Genomic DNA, 23,690 nt, shown 5'->3' with positions numbered 1-23,690 from the left:
AGGTACCATGCGCTTCAGCATATCACTACTATTATTCTCAGTAATAACGGTGTCTTTTGGATGCTCCTCAGAACCTGAAAGAGGCAGTACAAATACAGAACGAATACTCATTGCACATGAAGAGCTGAGAATCGGCACGGAGGATGGCGATGAAAACTATATGTTTGGTAACATAAAAGAGGTTGCTTTAGGAACTGAAGGCAGGATGTTTGTAGGGGATCAACAAGGCCCGATTGTCAGGATGTATGATAAAGACGGAAAATTCATCAAGAATATTGGAAGAGAAGGTAGAGGGCCTGGGGAGTATACATTCATAAGCGGGATGAAAGCTTTTCAGGATGGAAGGTTAGCCATTTGGAATGTTGGATTGACAAATATTAGTGTGTATAGTGCTGTAGGAACATATTTAGAAACGCATACAGTGAATTCTACATTGAATGCCCCGGATTTATTTGAAGTTGGCAAAACTGGAGAGTTCTATGTAAAGACAAGGATCAACAGAAACCCCGATGAGCCAAACTGGCAGTTTGGTTGGCTTAAAGTTTCCCCGGAAGGAGAAATAATAGATACCCTGGAAGTTCCGAGAGATGAAGTTGACCGCCCGTTAACATTCGTCCTTTTTACTGCACAGGGTAGTAATCACGCATTTATTACCGAGCCCAGAAGTACAATGAGTTCAGAAAATTATATCGTTTATGCAGAGGACAACAACAAGTATGAAATTGAGTTTTTGAATAAAGAAAGGCCGGATAAGGCTATAAGCCAGGAATTTGAACCAGTTCCTTTGCATCCGGAAGAAAAAAAACAATGGGAAGCCTGGACAAAGGTTTTTGCTCAAAGAGGAGCTGAAAGTGTTGTTCCGGACTATAAACCGGCTTTCAGGCAGATTTTTACAGACAGGGAAGGAAGAATTTGGGTTTGGAGATATGCGGTAGCGGAACTCACGGATATGAGAATAAACTCAACTAATAACCCCGAAAGTAATTGGTGGGAACCCCCAACTTTCGATGTTTTTATGCCTAATGGAAGCTATTATGCGACCGTATCACTGCCTTTAAACGTGAATTTCAAAGATGCAAAAGGAGATAAAGTAGTGGCGGTTGTTACAGGAAATATGGGCGAAGAATATGTGGTTCGTTACGGCCTTAAAGAAAAAAAATGAAGGCAAACTATTTTATATTCATAAAACGACCATAGAAATTATTTAAAAAAAGATGTTTATAAATTTTCAGATAAATACGCAGCGAAAGTCCAAAGAAAGGCAGCTCATAAATGCGTTGCTTACACTGGCAACCGGCATATTAACGTTGGTTTTCCCAAATTTTTTGTATCTGATTGCGGGAGGGTACCTGCTGGCACTTGGACTGATGTTTCTGGCATTTAAATTTCCGGGGGCAGTAGCAGCTTTGCCTATCGTAGCCGGAGCGTTAATCTTTATTTTTCCGGAACTAATTCCCTTTACCTTTGCCGGTTTCCTGGGATTATTCGGGCTGATTATGCTCTTCTCTTTTCAGTTAAGTTTCTTGGGGATTTTAACTTTGATCATCGCCGTTCTTATTGTAATGAACCCTGACTCTGTGGCCTATTTTATCGCCTTTTTTATGTTGGTTTATGCCGTCACTAATCTTATCCAATTCTACAAAGAATGGAAGAATAAGGGGCCCAAAGAGACACGTGATGGGGAGATAATTATCGAATGAGGATTACATTAGCCATTATTTACGGCATCGTAAATGAAATAAGGCGGAATGTTTTTCCAGCAGAACTCAGTGGTATAATTTCCAAACGATTCAGTTAGCGGTTCTTTCAAATGTCCCGAAGTTTGGTAAGCTAAAAAAGAACCCTGAGGCCGTAAAACAGCTTTAGTTTTAGTTAGAATATCGATCTTCATGTTCCAGTCAAAAAAGGAAAAGGGGATCCCGGAAACCACATGGTCGACCGAGCCGAGAAGATCTTCGGGCAATAAGTTCAAAATATCTTCCACGGTTTTATGAAAAACTGTAAGCCGCTCGTCATCAATCGCATTTAACTTTTTGTAGAAATTATCATTGGTCTCGAAAACAAAAAGTTTAGCATCAGGACGCATTTTTTTTAAAAACTCTTTGGTGAAAACCCCGGTTCCCCCACCGTATTCAACAATTACATTTGTGGATGCAAAATCAATATGCTCACATAATTTTCGCACGCAATATTTAGAAGAAGGCGTGATGGAGGCAACGTCTTTATCTTTTACAAAAGATTTTAGAAATGTGATGGTTCCGTTCATGAATGCTAATTATAGTTCGTCTTCTAGTTGTGCAATTTGATCTCTGATTCTGGCGGCCTCTTCAAACTCCATATTTTTCGCAGCATGGTACATGGTTTCGCGAAGATGCTCAATCAATTTATCTTTGTTTTCAAAAGTAACTTCCTTCATCGCCGGACTTGCTTTATACTGAATGCCGTCTTCAGCAACTTTTACCACTTCAAGGGCATCATCGTCCGTTTCTTCACCCGGTTTGGCGAAGTCGAAACTTTTGTTAGATATTAACGCCGGGTCAACCAAAGGTTTTAACTCTTTCTTGATGGTTTCAGGGGTGATGCCGTGCTTCTTGTTGTAATCCTCCTGAACTTTACGTCTTCGTTTCGTTTCGTCAACAACTTTTTGAATGCTTTTTGTGATTTTATCCGCATATAAAATGGCTTTACCGCCAACATTTCGGGCTGCCCGTCCGACAATCTGAAACAGTGAAGTTTCGGATCGAAGGAAGCCTTCTTTATCAGCATCCATAATTGCAACTAAACTCAATTCGGGAATATCAATTCCCTCACGAAGCAAGTTAATACCTACCAATACGTCAAAGTCACCGCGGCGGAATTTATACAAAACTTCGATTCTTTCAAGGGCATTTAATTCACTGTGCATATAAGCAGCACTGACACCAAGGTTTTTTAGATATTCACTGAGCTCTTCACTCAATCGTTTTGTCAAAGTGATGACTAAAACCCGCTCTTTTTTCTCAACCCGTTCCTGAATTTCTGCCAATAAATCATCTACCTGATTGCCAAGGGGACGAATTTCAATTTCAGGCTCCATAAGCCCGGTTGGACGAATAATCTGTTCGGTATAAACACCGCCCGATTTCTCTAGCTCATAATCACTGGGCGTAGCACTCACAAAAATAACCTGGTTAACCAGCGACTCCCATTCATCAAAAGTAAGGGGGCGATTGTCCAAAGCAGAGGGAAGCCGAAACCCGTGTTCTACCAATTCCATTTTTCGGGAGCGATCTCCACCGTACATGGCATTAATCTGTGGGATCGTTTGATGACTTTCGTCCACAACCACTAAAAAATCATCCGGGAAATAATCGAGCAAACAATAAGGCCGCTCTCCGGGTTTTCGGGCACTCAGGTAGCGCGAATAGTTTTCAATTCCGGAGCAATACCCGATTTCCTGGATCATCTCAATGTCAAAAAGTGTACGCTGCTCAATACGCTTGGCTTCCAGAAATTTTTCCTCATCAATTAAAACCTGCCGGCGCCACTCAAGTTCCTCGCGAATCTGATCAATGGAGGTTTCCAGTCGTTCTTTTGTGGTAACATAGTGCGATGCCGGGTATACACGAAATTCATTTACGGATTCAATGATGGAGCCATCGTCCACATTAAAAAGCTGAAGCGATTCAATTTCATCGCCCCATTGGGTAATACGCAACCCTTCATCAGAATAAGCTGGAAATACATCAATGACATCACCGCGGACACGAAAGGAACCGCGTTTAAATTCCAGGTCATTACGGTTATAGTGCAAATCCACTAAATCGTAAAGGATGGTATTCCGCGGAATCTCCTGCCCCGTCTTTAAAGTCAGGATTAGTTTTTCATATTCTGAGGGGGAACCGATACCGTAAATACAGCTCACGGAAGAAACAATAATGACATCACGCCGCCCGGATAACAGTGAACTGGTGGCGCGAAGACGTAAACGCTGAATTTCTTCATTAATGGAAAGGTCTTTCTCAATATACTTATCCTGAGAAGACATATACGCTTCCGGCTGGTAATAGTCGTAATAGGAAATGAAAAACTCTACGCGGTTTTCCGGAAAAAAGTCACTAAGCTCGCGATACAGCTGTGCCGCAAGCGTTTTGTTATGGCTCATTACCAAAGTAGGTTTCTGAACCTCTTCGATAACACTGGCCACGGTACGGGTTTTTCCGGAACCGGTAATTCCCAGCAAAGTTTGGAATTTGTCACCGGAACGAAGGCCCTCCGAGAGCTCGGCTATGGCGGTGGGCTGATCGCCCGCTGGTTTGTAAGGAGAGTGAAGTTTGAATTGCGACATAAATATCTTTTAAAGGTACAAACTGTAACGTAACTTAGGAAACCATAAAATGGATAAGTTATTTGCAATGGAATCACTAAAACGTGAAAGCGGAAATATAATTCCATAATGGCAGTTAAGGGTTATTGGCGTATTGAATTGCAGAAACCAGAGCGTTTATAAAAGAACCAATAACAAATACACAAACAACAAACAATCAAACCAAATGTCTCACCGACATAAAGATTTAGAATCACCACGAAAACGAATTGATGAAATAGATGAACAGATATTAGACCTGCTTTCTGAGCGGGGTGAAATTGTTCGGGATGTCATCAGGCGAAAAGTTGAAAATCAGCTTCCGGTTTTCGTGCCTGCGCGCGAGGAGGAAAAATCCAAGGCCTTTAAAGATTTGGCAAAGAATAAAGGGATTGATCCTGAGTGGGCAGAAGATTTTCTGCGGATGATAATGACGGCTTCAAGAGCAACACAATCTCAGGAAACCTTCCCCATTGCAACCGAGGCCCCCAAACATATTCTGTTTATTGGAGGCGAAGGCGGTATGGGGAAATTGTACAAAAGGATTGCAGATCAAACGGGGCATGTAACTTATTCCATTGATAAAGGGAATTGGTATGAATTAGAGGAAATGGCACCAAAACTGCATATGGTGATTGTTACCGTACCAATTAATGTAACGGAAAATGTGATTGAGCGACTGACCGGGCGGCTGAAAAAGGAAACCATTTTAGCCGATTTTACCAGCAATAAATCCAATCCGATTCTGGCAATGCTCAAGGCACATGATGGGCCGGTAATTGGCCTTCACCCTATGCACGGCCCCGATGTTCACAATCTATCCAAGCAATTGATGGTTTTTTGTGATGCGAGAACCGGAGAAAAAGCAAATTGGTTTAAGGATCAATGTGAGCTTTGGGGGATGCGGGTGATTGAGGCTGATCCGGAAAAACATGATCATGTAATGCACTTGGTTCAAGGATTACGCCACTTTGTAGCCCTGCTTCATGGATCTTTTATGGAGCATTATGACTTGAAACCTTCTGATATGCTTGACTACTCCTCGCCAATTTATCGGGCTGAACTAATGATGACCGGCCGTATTTTTGCGCAGGATGCAGAACTTTATGCAGACATTGTTTTTGCCAACAAAGAAAGGCGAGACTTACTGATGAAATTTTTTGATCATCATAAAAAGCTGGCTGAATTAGTGGAAAAAAATGATCGAGAGGGCTTTATTAAAGAGTTTGAAGGTGTAACGGACTTCTTTGGAAAATTTGCAACTCAAGCGCTAACGGAAAGCGGATACCTGATAAACCGCCTGGCAGATCGGTTTGCATAAAGCATCCTGTTTCAAATAATCCGGGAATACTGAACAGTCAATTATTTTTGGGGTTTCATCCGGCTGAAACGAAGGGCATTAATGATCCAGTTTGGTAAGTTTTTTTCAGGATCACGCTTGGTCATATCAATATACCATCCAAGCTTTTTCATGATAGGTACTTTGTGCGTTTCCACAAACTCAATGAGGGTACCGTCGGGGTCTTCCACGTAAGTAAACCGGCCGGCGGCTTCTCCCATATCAAAGCTGTTGGCAGAGTCAACGGTGAATGGGAAGCCGTTTGATTCAAGTTCTTTTTCCAGCATATCCATGCCCTGAATATCAAAGCAAAGATGGATGAATCCCAAATCACCCCAATAACGATCTTTAAAGAGTTTGCGCGGTTTTCTTCCATGCACCTCAATCAGCTCAATTTCTGTAGGGCCAAACATTTTGCCAAAGCCCCCTTGCCGGGGCTTTGAATGTTTGAGTAGCACTCTGCGGAATGTGTGCTCTCCGCCGGGCAGCCCCTTGAAATCACTAAAAGAACCGGTTTCATCATACACCACTTCATTATATCCTAAAATGTCAGAGTAAAGAGTCCGGGATTTTTCAATATCTGTGGAGCCAATTACAGCCCCGGAAACCCCGCCGGTAGATGTCGGGGTTTTTTTCTTAAAGAAGTCGTGCCCCTGAACCACATGAAAAATATTGCCGTTAAAATCTTTCACAAAAAAGTTATAATTACCAGCCGGACTTTTTTCCAGTGACGTTAAAACCTGCAGGCCTGCTTTTTCCATTTCTTCAAAGGTGTCCGGAACATCTATGGATTTTATTTTGGCACAGTTAATGCCAAGATCTCCAATCATCAGGTCAAAATCAGCAGGTTGAGGAGTTCGGCTGGTATATTGCCAGATTTCAAACCCGCCGCCGCCTTTCATGTTTAGTGTAAGTATAGCGGTGCGGTCATGGGGCTTCCCCCCCGTATATGGAAGCATTAATTCTGCGGTGGCAGCATCTTCAAAAACCTTGATATCCATGCCGAAATATTTTCGGTACCACTCTGTTGCCTTGTAAACATCAGGAATACCGATACCAATCTGTTGAATGCCTGAAATTACTTTTTCCATATATCTTTTTAATTGAAAAATGAAGCCTAACTCAACATCAAGGTAAGCGTTTTTGAAGGATGGCTACAAACGGAAAATTGACTGACTAACTATCTTTTTGTTTGGCGACAGCGATTAAAAATTCTTTAAAATCATTGGTATCGTATTTTGCCATTCCGCGGTGTTCCATCAGAATATTCCCTTGCGGAGAAATAACGTAGGTGGTCGGTACTACTGAACTATCATATATACGGGGCTTTGCAAGAACTGAATAAACCGGGAATGTGAATCCTTTCCGGGCTATGAAGTCCCGCGCTTTTTGGGGATCATCATCCAGTGAGGCCATTACAAACACTATATTTTCATCTTCAATATTATCATATAACCGTTGGATATTCGGCATCTCAGCTATACAGGGCGGACACCAAGTGGCCCAAAGATTCATAAAGATGGTTTTTCCTTTGAATTCGGCAAGTGAAGTACGTTCTCCGTCAAGGGTGAGAAGAGGCATGTTGTAGTCTGCACTGCGGCCATGAACAACAGACTCCTCCGTGTCGGGCTGGAGAATACCGGTATAGAGTAATACGCTTTGAAGCTTGCCAATTACTTCGGTATGATATCCGGTAACATACAAACCGGCACCAATCAAAATAATAACAGCCCACTGTATGAGTTCTTTTTTAAAGGCAGATTTTTTGGAATGAGGATCTTTTTCAGTCATTCAATGAATATCAGAATAAACATAAAGAGAAACAGGGTTGTAGTTACAAGCAAAATACGACGGAAATAGGAAGGTATTCTCAGATAAAAGTAGAAATTTCTTCCAGCGATTTTTTAGTGATGTCCGGCACTTTAACCCCCTCCTCCGGATAACCAACAACGAGTAACAAAAATGGTTTTTCATAGGAAGGCCTTCCCAAAATTTCATTTAAAAACCCCATGGGGCTTGGGGTGTGCGTAAGTGTTGCCAACCCGGCATTATGGAGTGCGGTTATTAAAATCCCGGTGGCTATACCAACAGACTCTTTTACGTAATAATGCTTCTCTTTTTCTCCGTATTCATCAATTTTATAGCTTTGGGCAAATATTCCGATTAAGTACGGAGCTTTTTCAAGGAAGGGCTTATTTTCATCCGTTCCGAAGGGTTGGAGATCTTCGAGCCAGTCTTCGGGAGCACGGCGATTGTAAAATTCCCGCTCTTCCTTTTCTGCCTCTTGGCGAATTTTCTTTTTCACTTCAGGGTCGCTTACAGCCACAAAATGCCAGGGCTGTTTATTAGCCCCATTTGGAGCGGTTCCGGCTGCTAACAAACAATGTTCAATGATTTCTCGAGGAACAGGCCGGCCAGAAAAATCCCGCACAGTACGGCGATTTTTCATCTTATTATAAAATTCCGCTGCCTGCCGCTTCATTTCTTTCACCGGCATCTCTTTGTAAGAAGTTAGAGGGACAAAAATGGCTTCTCGCATAATATAGAGTTCTGAATTAAAATTATTATTCCCCGGAACCTTTGGCAAGCCATCATGGGGGAACTTCAATAGCTAATCGGTTTCTTCGTTAGCAGTTGTATTATAAACTGAAAATGGGCGAAAATCAGCAGGGATTATTTTCCAATCGTTTTATTTAATTCTGAGGTACTAAAGGAAATGGTTAGTCGCTAAAAACGAATATAAGAGAGTGGGTTTACATGTTTTCCGTCCTTAATAATTTCAAAATGAAGATGTACACCGCTTGAGGTTCCTGTATTACCCGCCTTGCCAACGACATCGCCCTTTCGGATACGGTCTCCCTCTTTTACATTGATACGGCTCATATGTGCATAAACCGATTCAAATCCGCCGGAATGTTTTATACGAACCATCTTACCATAGCCCCGTCCATTTCCGGCCTTCACTACAATTCCCTGTTCCACAGCGAAAATATTATCTCGTAAACCGGCATTTAAATCTATTCCCTGATGTTCACTGTTCCATCGGGGGCCAAATTCTGAGGTAACAAAAGTGTCCTTTAGCGGGGAAGAGAAATTCACAGAGGAGACACGCATAAGAGGGGGAAGCTTGGTTTTAGTTCGTTTTTCGCTCTTTTTGGGCCGGCTCCAAGGGAGGCCTATTGAAATACCCACAGAAAATGAAACGGGATTGAAGTCAAAGGATCTAAAAGCCGGGTTTTCGGTGAAACTGCCCTGAGGAACAATATTTTTGGGAAGGTTATAGGTTTGATTAACCTCAGCTTGCAACCGGACAAAATTGAGTAAATAATATTTGATACCCACCGTAAAACCAGTAGTAAACTGACCGGTGAATTTTTCCGGCGCTACCCAAGTTTGGTTTCTATTCGTTGGGCTTGTAGCCCGAACGCGGACATCCCAAACACCGCCTAACTTAACCCCACCATACACTCCAACTTTGGGCCATTGCAATCCGGCTAAAGCCCCCAGGTTAAATTGCTCGTAATTAACGGGGCCGCCAATGAAAAGGCTTTGTTGGTTATGAACTAAAAACTCAGCTTTTCCGGCCAGATAAGCCCTGTAAAACAGATATCGCTCAAGTTCAAACTCAAGTATTCCTTTAGAAACAGCTCCGATATCGCCGCGATAAGTTCGGTTGGGGACATAATTGAGGCTTACGCTTTGAATGTTATAGTTGGCAGAAAGCCTCCAATCCTGGGCACTGGCAGCTTGAGGTAAAGCAGCAAGAGACAGCCATAGCATACAGACCCAACCAGAGAAAAAGTAGATGCTTTTATTACCCATCAAACCCGGCATATCCTATTAATTATTGGCCTAAACATGATTATAAAACGTCTAATCTGCAACAGCATTATAGTTAGAAAGAAAATTAACCCACTCTTGTTGTTCTTGCAGCCGTTCAGAATAACGAAGCCGCAGGTTCAAAGAAGAGGTTCTTTCTATCCATTTTTTTGACAGCTCAAAATGTCCATGATAGGCCAGCTTATTTATAGTGGCCTCATATATATCAAACCAGTCAGTATCAGTAGGATAATTCAAAAGCAATGACGCATAAAGGAAAATCAATTGAGGGCGGTTTTCTTCCACCGCTTTGTTTAAACTCAGCATTTGGTTTGGAAGGTTATGAGAATGGAACTCTGAACTATCAGGTAAAATGGTTGCAAAGCGCCTGTTTGTATGATAAAGCCACTGTAAACTGTCCTGCCTCATTTCCAGCGTATATCGAAAGTTTCGGGCTGTTGAAGACTGTATATCAGGGGCTAAGTTTTTGAGAAGTGAATCGGCCTTTTGATAACCCTTAGCTAAATACAGGGCATCTGTTTTCAGAACTTGAAGGGTTAAGAGGGTATCGTTTGAGGAGATGGCGTTAACTGCTGCCGCATAATTTTTCCGGACTAACTGAGAGCGAACCCAGGCCTCTAAAACCAAATCATTATCAGGAGTAAAGACATATAGCTCATCCAGGTTATTGTAGGCTGCAGAACTATCATTTTCAGACAGTTGAAACTGATAGGTATCCCATAACCGTAATCCCTTGTCTACCGAATGCGGGCAGGGCTTTTCGAACAGAGAGCGTTGAGCAAATATAAATTCAGAGACTTGCCGGTCAACAGAGTCGAGGGGCGTATTATCAAGCGTTTGATGCCAAACGGAAACGAGTTCTTCAACAGGTTTTGGGTAAGCGGATTTTATATTTGCCGATTTATAAGCCTCTTTAAAATACCCAGCGGGATATTCAGCCAGTAAATATTCGGTAAAAGAACCCATGGTTGTATAGCTGATAGCACCGGCACTCCCATAAAACCCCCACATGGATAAGGCTGATTGTATTTCCTCTGCTGTTGGATAGGGTTTCTCTGCAGCTACAATTTGATGTAAGGTGGAGCGAGAAGAAGCGTCTTTGGCAATGCCTTCTGCCAATCCCTCAATTAATCCAATATTCCAGCTCCCGTTAAAAAGATTATTGCCAAATTGTTTGGAAACAACATGTACCAATTCGTGTTTCAGGACATCATCCAGCTGTTGCTTGGCAATGTGAAGTTGATCTTTTTCCAGCCAAATAGGGACATAACTCGTGAACTTTGCCCCGGTAATTTTCTTTTTTTGCCAGGCATGAGCATACAGATAACTTTCTATTTTTCGATTGTCTGGCCAGGTAATATTTAACTGCTCAATGATTTGTTGAAAGTGAAATTCATGTCGAGCAGCCCAATACGAGATTTCTTCCGTTGAATAAAACGTATCATCGTAAAAAAGCTCAAAATGTTTAGTCTGAAACTCTCCTCCCAGTTGCTGCTGAATAATTTGACGAGGGCTGATAATACCGGCTTCATCCAGATTCGTATAGCTGAAAATGAGGCTTAAAAGGGTGAGCGCGGTAATGAGCTTTGTTTGCCGGTTTCTGCTCCACACGGGAATAACCCAAAGCATGACAATCCACAAAAAAGTAAGCCAGCGAAAGTAGAAAAAAGAACCCGTTAAATGAACAGCTTCATCATAAATAGGCCCCGGCCAAACTCCCCAAACGTGATTATAAAAATAGACTTGAGGGAATGTAAAAAACTCAATCAGCCATAATCCGATTGCGCAAAAAAGAAGAACCAGAATAGTTCCCGTTTTAGGAAAGGGAAACCGAAACTTACGAGTCAGACGCCCGATAGCAGTCCCGAAGAAAACACTGGGTAGGGGAATGAATAGCCAAAATCCAATTCCATCAATCGTAAGGCACCCGGTGATAAGGGAATACACAAAAAGAGGAAGGCCTGCGAGGAACAATAACCCGAGAATTTTGAGTGCTGAGAAAAAATCTTGTTTAGCCGTTTGTTGTGAAGAGCGAATTCCGGCCCAAAAGCATCCAATTATTCCGGCTAACATAGCGGATTCAAAATGGAAATCACGAAGGAGAGGAATGCCTAATAATAGCAGACCAATCAAAATGGGCAGAAAGTTTTTTATAGAGAGCTTCAAGTCAGTGAAGTAATAAAGTGATCCGTGAGGCAGTAAGTTAGAAAAACTGACGGTAACGAATAAGTGAGATTAGCTCTGTTTTTTCGAAAGTCTGCTTTATCACTAAATCCCTGCCCAATATACCCACCAGATTAACACAAATTGAAGTGGAAGGCGGGCAATAAGCAGCCAGGTATAAAGGGTGAGGCCATGCTTTCTGTATCCTTTCCGGGCCATCTCAATATTTGCAGGGAAAACGACAATAAGGAGGAGAATCAATCCCCAGGCCGCGTAAATTCTAAGAGCAGGAACCAAAAAGCCAATGCCTCCCAATATCTCAAACACCCCGCTTATAAAAACCATAGCGCGGTGGTAAGGAATGTAATCGGGCATAATCTTGCTATAAACTTGCGGTTTTATGAAATGCAGAATCCCCGCAAGGATAAAAAGCGACCCGATCAGGTAACGATGGAATTCAGGATCAAAAATGGTTGATAAAGTGAGATTAGAGAAAATGATAAGCATCATAAAATATTCATTTGAACGTAAATTTAGTACAAGCCTACTTTATTACTCATCACTTTTTTATTAACTCACTTCTTAAACATAGTGCTGAAAATGAACCAAATATTTTCTTTTCGCTCCATGAGCCTGCGGGTGAAATAGGGAAACCAATCGGTACCAAACGGAACATAAACACGAGTACAATACTCTTCATCCGTAAGCTGAACCATGGTTTCTTCCCGAAGTCCGTATAGCATCTGAAATTCGAACCGGTCTTTGGGGATGTTTTTATCAGCAGTATAGCGCTTTAGCCAGTCGATAAGTTCATCGTCGTGAGTTCCAAATCGGGGGAACTCTGTTTTTTCCAACAAAACTTTGGCCTGTTCCTTAAAGGCTTCACGAATGGCGGGCATATCCTGAAGGGCAATTTTTGCCGGTTCTTTGTACGCACCTTTCACGAGCCGGATATCTGCGCCCATTTCGGCCAGTTCGTTGATATCGTCTTTGCTTCGGAATAACATCGACTGAATTACCGTGCCCACATGTTTACCGTATTTCTGAAAAGCTTCCTTAAAAATATCAAGGGTAATCTGCGTGCAATCGGAACCCTCCATGTCAATTCGAACAAACTGGTTTTGCTCTTTCGCCACATCCAGCAAACGGAATAAATTTTCCTGGCAAAAGTCATGATCGATATCGAGCCCCATCATTGTAAGTTTGATAGAGATGCTACTGATTAACCCATGTTCTTTGATTCCTTCGAGTAACCGAATATATGCATCTACGGTGTCGGTGGCGGTTTGGCGATCTTTTACGTTTTCACCCAAAAGATCGAGGGTAAGCTTGAGGTCTTTATTATTTAATTGTTTTGCTTTGGGAATAGACTCTTTAAATGACTCGCCGGCCACAAAACGCTTTGCAAGAAAGAAAGGTAATTTCATATGATTCCAATTTATTAAGCGCGCAAAGTTAAACAATAGTTAACACTCAAACACTATTCGAAGGTGTAACTATCCGGAATTTTATTCGTGTAAATGAACAGATCTTTAAAACTAATGGAAAAATATTATGAGTACAGATAAAAGATATATATGGAGTCTGGCAATTTCATGGACTGCTTTTCTTGCCCTTATGCTGCTGGCAGTTCAAACCGGCTTAGCTCAGTCAAGTGAGGATGCCTATAGAACTGAAACATTCGGCGTATCCGGAGCGGTGAGCCTTGAGGTTCAGACGTCTGGAGGCAGTATCAGTGTGGTGGGCACAAACAAGGATGAAGTTGTAGTTGAAATGTTTGTACGCCACCAAGGGAATTACATTGAGCCCGGACAAGCTGACCTGGATGATTATGAAATCAGCATTAGCCAGGATGGAAATACCGTTAAGGCGATTGCAGAACGGAAGTCAAACCGAGGGTGGAACTGGAATGACAATTATTCGGTCTCTTTTCTTGTGCATGCCCCCAATGAAACCCGCTCCCGCTTGAAAACCAGCGGAGGCAGCCTAAGTGCGAAAAACCTGCAGGGTTCACAAGAATTGAGGACAAGCGGAGGAAGCATTACCACAGAAGGCATACAAGGCCGGATGATTCTGAAAACGTCCGGAGGCAGTATTACCATCACGGATGCTCAGGGTGATGTAGAAGCCAATACCAGCGGAGGGACAATTCGGGCCGAGATGTTGGTTGGTAATTTAGATGCCAGAACAAGCGGGGGAAGCATCAGGCTAAGCGGAGTAGAGGGAAATGTAGAAGCTAAAACCAGTGGGGGCTCAATACGGGCTGAAATCCTTGCTCCTTCTGAGGTCATTGATTTAAGAACAAGTGGCGGAAGCATCACCATTACCGTACCACAGGAAAATGGATATGACCTGGACCTGGACGGAAATCGCGTTTATGCCGACTTGGTGAATTTTAGCGGAAAAGCCGAAAAAGATGAAATTCGCGGATCATTTAACGGTGGCGGAACAAAGATTAGTGCCAAAACAAGTGGTGGCTCTGTTCGCTTAGAATATTTGTAATTGCACCAAGGAAGAAATTAGTAGCTAAAGTAAAAAGCGAGGGATAGGTTCTCTCGCTTTTTTTGTTGTGAGATGGTGTCGGTTTGCCGACGTTAAATCCTTATATTCAGGGTTCGACGAATTCAGAATTCAATTTCTATATGTCCACAACAGAAACGGCTTCCAAAAAAGCAAAAGAACAAGAAGAAGAGCGCCCGATCATTATTAAGGGTGCCCGGACCCACAATCTCAAAAATATTGATGTAGAGATTCCCCGCGGCAAGCTTACGGTGGTAACCGGAGTGTCCGGCTCAGGTAAATCAAGCCTCGCTTTTGATACTATTTATGCAGAGGGGCAACGCCGGTATGTGGAAAGCTTGTCAAGTTATGCCCGGCAGTTCCTGGAACGCATGGATAAACCCGATGTAGATTTTATGCAGGGTATTTCTCCCGCCATGGCCATTCAACAGAAAACCACCTCAAGCAATCCGCGTTCTACGGTAGGTACGACTACCGAAATCTATGATTATGTCCGGCTGCTTTTTGCACGGATTGGAAAGACGATTTCTCCTAAATCGGGAGAGGTAGTAAAGAAAGATTCCCCACGAACGGCCATTAAGAAATTATTTGAGACTCAGGAGGAAGGAGAGCGGTTTTATGTATTGCACCCCATTCCTCATCACGACAAAAAGAAACTGGATGAAGAGCTGAAAGTGCTCAAAGAAAAAGGGCTTACGCGTCTGCTGAATATGGATGACGAGAGTTTGATAGACTTGACAACAGATGAGGTGAACCCCAAAAAATTCAAGGCAGACAAGCACCGGGTTTTAATTGACCGGTTGGTTTTGAAGGATGATGAAGCCACCCGAACTAGAATTGCGGACTCTCTGGAAACAGCTTTTCAGGAGGGTGCCGGCCGTTGCTCTATCAAAATGAGAGGAGGTGAAGAACTTTCATTCAGTGAAAGGTTTGAAATGGATGGCATTGAATTCACCGAGCCCACCCCTCAAATGTTTTCTTTCAACAATCCATTTGGTGCTTGTGATGAATGTGAGGGCTTTGGCCGCGTAGCCGGAATTGATGAGGACTTGGTGATCCCGGATCATCAAAAAACCATACGAAATGGAGCCATTGCCCCATTTACTTCCCAAAAATTCAGTATGCATTTGCGGGATTTGATTAAAGTGTGTGCCCGTGAAAAATTTTCAATCGACACACCATATGCAGAGCTCCCCAAAGAAGTGAAAGACATCATTTGGAAGGGAAAAGATGAATATATAGGTATCTGGAAGTTTTTTGATGAGATAAAAAATCAATCGTATAAAGTACATATGCGAGTCTTGTATTCCCGCTATCGCGGCTACAGTCGCTGCCCGGAATGTGAGGGTTATAGGGTGCGAAAAGATGCGTTATACGTAAAAGTGGGCGACTTGCATATAGGCGAAGTTTCGGAGCTGACCATTGGCCATGCCCGGGAATATTTTGACGGGCTGGAGCTCACCGAGTTTGAAGAAGAGGTGGCCGGGCAGATCTTGTATGAGATCAGAAAGCGTTTGAAATACCTGGATGAAGTCGGTTTGGATTATTTAACCTTAGACCGGCTTGCGAACACGCTGAGCGGGGGAGAGTCTCAGCGAATCAGCCTTGCAAATGCCCTGGGGAGTTCCCTGATCGGAAGTTTATATGTATTGGACGAGCCTACAATAGGGCTTCATCCCCGCGATAATGATCGTCTTATTAAAATTCTGGAGTCTTTGCGCGATATCGGAAATACTGTTCTGGTGGTAGAACATGATCCCGAAATGATTAAGGCGGCCGATAATGTTATTGATATAGGCCCCTTTGCCGGAACACATGGCGGAGAAGTGGTTTTCAGCGGAACGGTAGATAAGCTTTTAAAAGCGGATACGCTGACAGGTAAATTTTTAAGCCGGCGAAAAGAAATTCCGGTGCCGCAAAAAAGAAGAAAGGGAAGCGGAAAAACCTTGTCCCTTGAGGGGGCTTCTGAACATAACCTGAAAAATATAAATGTAGAATTCCCACTGGGTATGATGACTGTGGTTACGGGTGTTTCCGGTTCAGGGAAATCAACCTTGGTACATGACACATTGTATGCCGGAATTCAAAAACACATTGGTACTTACAATGATAAAGTAGGCCGTTTTTCTGACCTCTCGGGGATGGCTGCAATACACGGTGTTGAAATGGTGGATCAAAGTCCGATTGGGAGATCCTCCCGGTCAAACCCCGCCACTTATACCAAAGCGTTTGATGGAATTCGGGATTTGTTCTCGAACACTAAGCAGGCCAAAATTATGGGTTATACTCCGGGGCATTTTTCCTTTAACGTACCTGGGGGAAGGTGTGAGAATTGCCAGGGAGAAGGAGTTCAGCGTATTGAAATGCAGTTCATGGCAGATATTGAATTAACCTGTGAAGTATGTAATGGCACACGTTTTCGAAAAGACGTACTCAACGTAAAGTATCGGGGCAAAAACATTCATGATGTATTGGATATGCCTGTTTCAGAAGCGATCGAGTTTTTTGTGGATGAAGCTACCATTATCAATAAGTTGCAGCCGCTGGAAGATGTGGGTTTGGGGTATTTAAAACTGGGACAAAGTGCTACCACACTTTCAGGCGGAGAAGCTCAAAGGGTCAAACTCGCACGTTTCCTGGCAAAAACATCCACGGATCATACGCTTTACTTTTTTGATGAGCCTACTACCGGTCTCCATTTCGAAGATGTAGCCAAACTCCTTGATTCATTTAATGAATTAGTTGCGCAAGGCCATTCGGTTATTATTATTGAGCATAACCTCGATATCATAAAATGTGCTGACTGGGTCATTGATTTAGGCCCTGAAGGAGGCTTTGGTGGTGGACAGGTGATTGGCGAAGGTACGCCGGAAGATCTTATGAAAATGGAAGACAGTCATACAGGTCAGTTTTTGAAAGACTACCTGAAAGGGTAGCAGTAAAACCCCGCAAGTTGTTAAGGAACTTAGAACAAATTTACAGGTAAGTTTCAGAAGCTGGTTTAAAGCTTTTATTGTAAAGAGAAGCCAATATTATTACTATACAAAAGCCGGGCGGATAAATAAGACTAGCCGGTTTCAACAACAACTAAAAAAGAGCTAAGATGAATTTAAAGAAAATACTATGTGGAGTACTATTCGGTGCGTTTATAGTAGCAGGAAGCACAGCCCATGCACAGGTGTTACCAAAATTTGGTGTAAAAGCAGGACTCAATTTCGCCACTTTTAATAATACTGACAATGCGGAATACAAAACAGGGTTTTTAGGCGGGATTTATGCCAATATTAACATCCCGGCTACGCCCATGGCCATACAGCCTGAAGTTTTATATGCACAATATGGAAGTAATTTCGAAAACACTGATGCTAACTACTCTTTGGATTATATTCAGATTCCTGTACTGGCAAAATTTGGTTTTGGAGCGCCGGCAGTACCGGTAAAGCCCGAAGTTTTCTTTGGTCCTTATGCCGGGTTTAATATCAATTCAGAATTCGATGACGGGAGTGGTTCCGCGAATGCTGATGACTTATTTGAAGGGACGGATTTCGGAGTTGTTGTAGGTGCGGGGGTATCAATTAGCCGCCTTAGCTTGGAATTTAGATATACAGCGGGTCTAACCAATGTTATATCTGAGCCCACACTGGAAGACGGACAAAAAAATGGAGCGTTTGCATTAACGGCGGGCATACATTTTTAAATATTTAATGTTTTTAACGAACTTAAAAGGCGGTGTGCAAAGCATCGTCTTTTTTTATTGAAAAAACGATCTGCAGCCTACTCTCCGTAAAACCGAATAGGAATATCTACCCGAACCCGGTCCCATTTTAGCGACATGGTTGACATGCTGTATTCCGGTTCCGAAAACTCAATAGTGAAAGCCTCCACCGGCGTGGATAATTTTTGCACGGGGAATTTCATTCGTTTATAGTCTCGTTCAGGATTATATTCAAAAGCTCCCCACTGGCCTAATTCGTGGTTTAAAATAACAGTGAAAGAATCCGGTCCAGGAATGGTAAATAAAGTATAGGTTCCACTGTTAATGGCTTGGTCTCCCATTAAAACAGGATCAGTTATGGTAATTTCCGTAGCTTCATTGGCGCCGGTTCTCCAAACCTCACCCCAGGGCTGCAAATCACCAAAAATAGTACGCCCGCGACGATAGGGCTGCCCGTAAACTACTTTGACATAGGAACCATCTCCTTTGACTGAAGCTATGGCAATAGGGCTTTTTCTGCTTTCCTGAGAGGGTCGGGGGTTTTCAGATCCTTGATTTTGACAGCCGAAAAAAACGCCTAAAAAGAGCAGGGTTACGATAAAGTGACTAAAACGGATAGTATGTTGATTGATCAAAATTGCCCAAATATAAATTGAGAGTTATCCCGGGTAGGTTCATATGCGAAGCCAACCCCTAAATCGAATAACACGTTCGACACTTTAAACTGAACATGAAAACCTGCGCCAAAAATACTTCGACTGGAGTCTAACAGGTTATCAGCATTCAGGTCAGTGAGCGTGTGGGTAAAAGTAGTTAAATATATGCTGCTTAAATAAAAAGGGATGGTGAGCCCGCCGTTATCAGGATAAAAGAGGGGGATGGTATATCGTGTACTGAGCCGCCCAATATTTTGGAAGCCGGAATCATCACTAAGGTCATAATTTGGGAAAATGTCATCTGAAAAGCCCATTGGTATAATGGAACTGTTAGAGTAAATGGGAGAGTCACTTTGCTGCAAAAACTGCATGTCTATCCTCATGGATTGATTCCATCTTCGCAACGGTGAAATAAAGCCAAAAATGCCATAAAGAGCTGACCACTGATTGGTGAAGGTTCTTGCTACCGGCCCACCTGGAAATTCAATTTGAGCGGTTGGTTCATTAAGTGTTTGCTCGTATAAACCAAAAAGCGAAATTCCAGAAGAGGGCTGAACGTCGCGCGGTAAATTCAGAATTCCGAGGCTAAGCTGAGAAAAAACGCCGGCGCGATATCGGGTTGAGAAATCAGAAAGCTCCTCCGCTTGCAGGTTATAATATTTGAACTGTTCAGCTTTGATTTCAGGTCGAACAAAAAGAGCGCTATATCGGGTGTCTCCGCGAAATGTGTAGTCAAAGGGCAGGCTTAAATTAAACCCCCGGTCCTGTCTCATGAGTGAAAAGGCTTCATCGGTATTGGGATCCCGGGTGGCAAAAAACTCGGGATCACTGTATGCAGAAATTTCTAATCCGGGGTAAAACATTTTATTGGTATAAGTGAAGTCATACCAAAGCCGATTTTGAATTCCTGTTATTTCTGCGGAATAGGCCTGCCGGGAAAGAGGATCTATGCTTGATATAACCACACCCGCCTGCGTTGTATTTGCCTTTTCTTCGTAGGCGGGGAAAATAGTTCGTGGTTTAAGCCAGCTTAAATTTCCACGATAGGAAGTTTTAGGATAGCTTTTAACTGAGTCGGAAATTGCGCTACCCAGCAGGGGGCGGTCAAATTCCCGCCGTAATTCTTTTCCTCGCAACAGGCGGGAGTTTGACACGGGCTGATTCAAGAAATCGTCTTGATGCAGCAAAGCAATTTTACGCTCACTTTTTTGCTGAATAACATAGGCTATTTGTTGTCCGTCCGGAGAGTAAGAGGCTTCAAAGGCATTGAATAGAGAGCTTGTGATCTGAAGAATTTCTTTGGTATCCAGGTTGTATTCATACACATTCATGGCCGGAGGAGCATCCAGTGTAAAAAGGATTTTATTTTCATGGGGATGCCATTCTGCATCATGAATAGAAGCGTCGGTAAATGCCAGCTCAGGTATCGCATTCAAGTTTGAGGAAAGAGAGTTCAGGTCGGCTATCCAAAGAGCCTGTACACCCCGCCTGTTAACAGTTACAGCAAGTTGGTCAGGTTTGTTTGGGTTGAATTTGAGGCTAACTGGCGACGCGTCCTGAAACCGCATTAATTCCTTAATGCTTCCGTCAGGAAATATTTCAACAATTTTTCCACCCGGTCCTTCTCCTTGTATTCCCAGTAATCGTTCTCCGTTTGAAGTCGGGGCGTAGACTCGTTCTTTTTTACTTAGCTGCTTACTTTTCCCGCTTTTAAGGTCTAATTTGTGGATATCGGTTTTGTAAACCCCGGAATAAAGCGGGTCTCGTTTGTAACTGCTGAAATACAAGTCTTTCCCATTCTCGATTTCAAAATTGTAGTCACCAACCCCGAAAGTTTCTTTTATAAGCTCAAAGTCTTCCGTGTCGGTATCATATCTGTAAAATCCAATACGCCCATTATAATAAGAGCCGTAAAAAAGCAGGCTGTTCTCAGTAATCCACTTTGGAGCATGCGTTTCTTCCCCACGATATGGGGTATCTATAATTGTGGATTTTTCAGCCGTATTTACTGGGATTTGGGCCAATCGCTTTTGTTCTTCTGCTTCTAAATCTTCCTCATAGAGTTCATAAAGCTGACCGGGCCACTTGCCTGTTTTTCTGCGGAGTGCATAGCCGTAACCCAGGAAAAAATTGTGGTAATGAAAGCGAATAGCCTCTCGGGAAATTTCATCTCCATAGTTATCATGAAGCCAGTCAACAAAAGAATACCCGGCGATATAATGGCGGTTGTAGGGTTGAGTGTAATCAGAGGGAATCAAAGTTTGCCCCATATTCCACCGATTTGAACCGGCGAAATTTGAGTTAAACCGATTGGTAGAAAAAGTGTAGTTGCCACGGCCGCCCATAGGGGCTACGGATTCTGTTTCATAGTAAACAGCCAACCCTTCATGCAAACCTACCGGCGGAAAACCATGAAAGGTTCGGGCCAAATCGGGTGAAAAAATACTGATGAAATTGGGAATACTGATTTTTTTATCGTCCCAGGGTATTTGAACATTGAAATGTGTGGCGTGGACAAGCTCATGAGGCAAAACAATTTCAAGCCAATCTCCTGTCTGCGGGTTCATTCCCTTTCCTTTAAAATCTGCCAGGTCAATTTCAGAGCGAAAGTTAAAAGAGTTTACAAATCCGTTAGACAAGTCATTATAGTTATTCAGAATAACCGGAAAGTTTTTGAGCTTCCCTCCCGTCAATTCAGAAGTTTGGTCATAATGGCTTTCAAGAATTGCGGCAGAGCGGTAAGCGAGGGAATCTTCACCATCTGGAAAAATAATCCGAAAATGCTCCGTTTTAATTTGCTGCCAATTTAATCCTGCCGGCCTGTTGAAGGTAAATGGATTATATGACTGGGCAAAAGCCAAGGCAGGAAAAAGCGATAAAACTATGATTATTTTTAAGAGCTTCATTAAGCCGGGAAATTAAATTCAGGTAAATATTTATAAATTGCCCAATAATGAGAAAAAGCACCGCCCAAAACAAATAAATGCCAAATTTCATGGAATCCAAATGCTCCGGGAATAGGGTCTGGTTTTCTGATTCCGTAAATAATGGCACCAACAGTATAAAACAAGCCGCCCAATGCAATCCAGTATACAAAGGCATGGGGAAGAAGCCTCCAAACCTGGGGGAGAATAATCAGGGAAACCCATCCCATCAACAAATAAATGACGGTGGAAAACCATCGCGGGGCACTCATCCAAAAAGTTTTCTTTAAGATACCGGCCAGAGCAAAAAGCCAAATACCAAGCAGTATACCCCATTGCCACCCCCCCTCCAAAGCAACGACACACATCGGAGTGTATGAACCCGCGATTAAAACGTAAATCAAAATGTGATCAAATAGCCTGAAAAGTTCTTCGGTTTTGTTTTGCACATTCAGCGTATGGTAAATGCCGCTGGATAGGAACATCAATATCACAGAAATTCCATAAACCAGATAAGAAATTTTATGTGAGGTTGGGCTTTCAGCAGCTGCTTTCATTAAAAAAAACAACCAAATTGCAGCGATTAAAGCTCCTAAATAGTGTGAATAGGCGTTAAAAGGCTCTCTTGGTGGAAACAGTGTTTGCAAAGCAGTGAGATAAAATGGTTATCAGTTAACTAGTTGAAATATAGAGTTTCTCAGGAAATTATGAACCACCGACAAAAAGAACCTCCAAGCGTCTGAAAGACCTTGGAGCGTTCGTTGTTTAAGTAGGTTGAGGAATTCATGAACGCCTCTGCAACACTTCCAAGACCTTCGGAGGCCGGCAGGTTGTTGCTAAACAAAAAACCGCCAGTAGAAAAACAGCAGGGCAAAGGCAGTAAGAAAGATTATCCCAAACCAGCTTAACACCCTGAGCCATACCGGAGGCCTATGCTCATCAGGAAAGTACGAGGACATGATGAGCCGGTAATTAATGAAGGCCAGTGCCGGCGCGGTCAGAAATGAAAGTGAAGTGGCCAGGTCAATAATATAGGTAAACTGACTTCCGGTGAGGTAAAGCACGAGCATGGAAATGAGGGAAATGATGATGAGCAACCCCTTGTAAGAAAAAAGCCAGAAACCGGTTACAGGTCCTCCCTTCATTACCTTAAAAATCTCGCGGCTGACCCTCGGATAAGAATCTGTGACCGTGAGTGTGGTGCTGAACATGGTGGTAAAAGCGCAAATAATGATAATCCAGTGCGCCCAATCCCCCAGGGTTTGCGTGTAGAGATCGATAAGTTGTTGGGCAAAAGCAGCGCCGGCCGAAGAAAAACTAACGCCGGAACCAAACATGACTAAAGCTCCCAATCCCAGAAATATAAGAGCTAAAATGGCCGACCCGATGTAGCCGATGTTAAAATCCAGCAGACTTTCCTTCAAACTGGCTTTGTGTTTGGTTTGTTTGCCGCGTTCCAGGGTCCATAAAGAATGCCAGGCCGCCGCGTCAATGGGGATGGGCATCCAGCCCATGAGTGCTATGAGAAAGGTAATGCCGGCCACATCCCAAACGGAAGGAGCTTCATTAAGGGAGGGGGAATGCCCGTCAAATAAGGCCACAAAAAAAGCGGCAATAGTAGAAAGCGTGAGCACGACCATCACTACTTTAATAAGAGAGTCGAGCGCGGAATACTGCCCGCGAAAAAGAATGCCGATACAAATGGCTAAAATGATGATACTCCAAACCAGCAGGGGCAACTCAATACCGGTGAGCTCCACAGCCAGGCTTGCCGTAACAATGGTAACTGCCGCCTGAATGGCGAACATGGTTCCTACCGTAAAAAAGATATAAATCCATAAAGCCCAACCCCCAAGCTTTTTATACCCGGCGATCAGGCTTTCTCCGGTTGCAGAGGCATAACGAGGGCCGTATTCCAGGAAGGGGTATTTCATCAGGCTGGCGATAATTACAGCCCAAACGAGGGTAAAGCCATAATCCGCTCCGGCGCGGGTAGATTGTACCAGGTGCGAAACCCCGATGGCCGCTGCTGCAAGTATCAACCCCGGCCCGAAGGCATATTTAAAAGTTGAGGCTACTTTTTCCGACTTCATGTCCGATTCTTTTATCACAAATTTTGGCGGGATTATAAAGAAAAAATAAACGGTATGATATTTAGCATATGTAAGTGGAAATTCAGGAAGCATTT

General features: G+C 43.0%; 19 protein-coding genes. 6 read left to right on the top strand and 13 right to left on the bottom strand.

The window, feature by feature from the left end; all coding sequences use genetic code 11:
- Positions 1-7 precede the first annotated feature (7 nt).
- Both HUJ22_RS11375 and HUJ22_RS11370 read left to right on the top strand, forming a co-directional pair.
- Complete coding sequence (locus tag HUJ22_RS11375; RefSeq protein WP_290877536.1) at positions 8-1,162, top strand: 6-bladed beta-propeller; 1,155 nt, start codon at positions 8-10, stop codon at positions 1,160-1,162.
- Between the two features lie 52 nt (positions 1,163-1,214).
- On the top strand, positions 1,215-1,700 hold the full coding sequence (locus HUJ22_RS11370; protein ID WP_290877533.1) for a hypothetical protein: 486 nt from the start codon (positions 1,215-1,217) through the stop codon (positions 1,698-1,700).
- 8 nt (positions 1,701-1,708) lie between these two features.
- On the opposite strand, the gene HUJ22_RS11365 is transcribed toward HUJ22_RS11370, so the two are convergent.
- Positions 1,709-2,266 (bottom strand): rRNA adenine N-6-methyltransferase family protein, encoded by a 558-nt coding sequence (locus HUJ22_RS11365; protein WP_290877531.1) that lies wholly within the window; start codon positions 2,264-2,266, stop codon positions 1,709-1,711.
- 9 nt (positions 2,267-2,275) lie between these two features.
- Complete coding sequence (gene uvrB, locus HUJ22_RS11360; RefSeq protein WP_290877528.1) at positions 2,276-4,327, bottom strand: excinuclease ABC subunit UvrB; 2,052 nt, start codon at positions 4,325-4,327, stop codon at positions 2,276-2,278.
- A 205-nt stretch (positions 4,328-4,532) separates the two neighbouring features.
- Here uvrB and tyrA point away from each other — a divergent pair, with 205 nt between their 5' ends.
- Positions 4,533-5,666, top strand: coding sequence for a bifunctional chorismate mutase/prephenate dehydrogenase (tyrA, locus tag HUJ22_RS11355; protein ID WP_290877525.1), 1,134 nt, complete (start codon positions 4,533-4,535; stop codon positions 5,664-5,666).
- A 41-nt stretch (positions 5,667-5,707) separates the two neighbouring features.
- Here the strand turns inward: tyrA and HUJ22_RS11350 are convergent, their stop codons facing one another.
- The 7 genes from HUJ22_RS11350 to HUJ22_RS11320 form a co-directional block, all read right to left on the bottom strand.
- Entirely contained in the window at positions 5,708-6,775 is a 1,068-nt protein-coding gene (locus tag HUJ22_RS11350) for a VOC family protein (RefSeq protein ID WP_290877522.1), read from the bottom strand.
- Between the two features lie 85 nt (positions 6,776-6,860).
- Complete coding sequence (locus HUJ22_RS11345) at positions 6,861-7,475, bottom strand: TlpA disulfide reductase family protein (protein WP_290877519.1); 615 nt, start codon at positions 7,473-7,475, stop codon at positions 6,861-6,863.
- 79 nt (positions 7,476-7,554) lie between these two features.
- Positions 7,555-8,223 carry a nitroreductase family protein gene (locus tag HUJ22_RS11340; RefSeq protein WP_290877516.1) on the bottom strand — a complete coding sequence of 223 codons (669 nt, stop codon included), beginning with the start codon at positions 8,221-8,223 and terminating at the stop codon, positions 7,555-7,557.
- Positions 8,224-8,411: 188 nt separating this feature from the next.
- On the bottom strand, positions 8,412-9,506 hold the full coding sequence (locus tag HUJ22_RS11335; RefSeq protein WP_290877513.1) for a M23 family metallopeptidase: 1,095 nt from the start codon (positions 9,504-9,506) through the stop codon (positions 8,412-8,414).
- A 51-nt stretch (positions 9,507-9,557) separates the two neighbouring features.
- Complete coding sequence (locus HUJ22_RS11330; RefSeq protein ID WP_290877511.1) at positions 9,558-11,690, bottom strand: hypothetical protein; 2,133 nt, start codon at positions 11,688-11,690, stop codon at positions 9,558-9,560.
- A gap of 102 nt (positions 11,691-11,792) precedes the next feature.
- Complete coding sequence (locus HUJ22_RS11325; protein ID WP_290877509.1) at positions 11,793-12,197, bottom strand: DoxX family protein; 405 nt, start codon at positions 12,195-12,197, stop codon at positions 11,793-11,795.
- Positions 12,198-12,262: 65 nt separating this feature from the next.
- Positions 12,263-13,114: a proline dehydrogenase family protein gene (locus HUJ22_RS11320; protein WP_290877506.1), complete on the bottom strand. Its 852-nt coding sequence runs from the start codon at positions 13,112-13,114 to the stop codon at positions 12,263-12,265.
- A gap of 127 nt (positions 13,115-13,241) precedes the next feature.
- Between HUJ22_RS11320 and HUJ22_RS11315 the strand changes: the two genes are divergently transcribed.
- The 3 genes from HUJ22_RS11315 (at position 13,242) to HUJ22_RS11305 (ending at position 17,904) form a co-directional block, all read left to right on the top strand.
- Entirely contained in the window at positions 13,242-14,189 is a 948-nt protein-coding gene (locus HUJ22_RS11315) for a DUF4097 family beta strand repeat-containing protein (protein WP_290877504.1), read from the top strand.
- A gap of 140 nt (positions 14,190-14,329) precedes the next feature.
- Positions 14,330-17,143, top strand: a complete 2,814-nt coding sequence (uvrA, locus tag HUJ22_RS11310; RefSeq protein WP_290877501.1) for an excinuclease ABC subunit UvrA — start codon at positions 14,330-14,332, stop codon at positions 17,141-17,143.
- 167 nt (positions 17,144-17,310) lie between these two features.
- On the top strand, positions 17,311-17,904 hold the full coding sequence (locus HUJ22_RS11305; protein ID WP_290877498.1) for an outer membrane beta-barrel protein: 594 nt from the start codon (positions 17,311-17,313) through the stop codon (positions 17,902-17,904).
- 77 nt (positions 17,905-17,981) lie between these two features.
- Here HUJ22_RS11305 and HUJ22_RS11300 read toward each other — a convergent pair whose 3' ends face one another.
- The 4 genes from HUJ22_RS11300 to HUJ22_RS11285 all read right to left on the bottom strand — a co-directional run bounded on the left by HUJ22_RS11300 (position 17,982) and on the right by HUJ22_RS11285 (position 23,595).
- Entirely contained in the window at positions 17,982-18,557 is a 576-nt protein-coding gene (locus HUJ22_RS11300) for a DUF2911 domain-containing protein (protein ID WP_290877495.1), read from the bottom strand.
- Complete coding sequence (locus tag HUJ22_RS11295; RefSeq protein WP_290877492.1) at positions 18,554-21,484, bottom strand: hypothetical protein; 2,931 nt, start codon at positions 21,482-21,484, stop codon at positions 18,554-18,556. The genes HUJ22_RS11300 and HUJ22_RS11295 overlap by 4 nt, the downstream gene beginning before the upstream one ends.
- Entirely contained in the window at positions 21,484-22,149 is a 666-nt protein-coding gene (locus tag HUJ22_RS11290) for a hemolysin III family protein (RefSeq protein ID WP_290877490.1), read from the bottom strand. The genes HUJ22_RS11295 and HUJ22_RS11290 overlap by 1 nt, the downstream gene beginning before the upstream one ends.
- 189 nt (positions 22,150-22,338) lie before the next feature.
- Positions 22,339-23,595 (bottom strand): Nramp family divalent metal transporter, encoded by a 1,257-nt coding sequence (locus HUJ22_RS11285; protein WP_290877487.1) that lies wholly within the window; start codon positions 23,593-23,595, stop codon positions 22,339-22,341.
- Positions 23,596-23,690 lie beyond the last annotated feature (95 nt).

Source organism: Gracilimonas sp. (genome assembly GCF_014762685.1).
Classification (GTDB): Bacteria; Bacteroidota; Rhodothermia; order Balneolales; family Balneolaceae; genus Gracilimonas.
The sequence above is the reverse complement of the archived record's forward strand: the minus strand, read 5'-3'. Positions and strand labels throughout refer to the sequence as shown.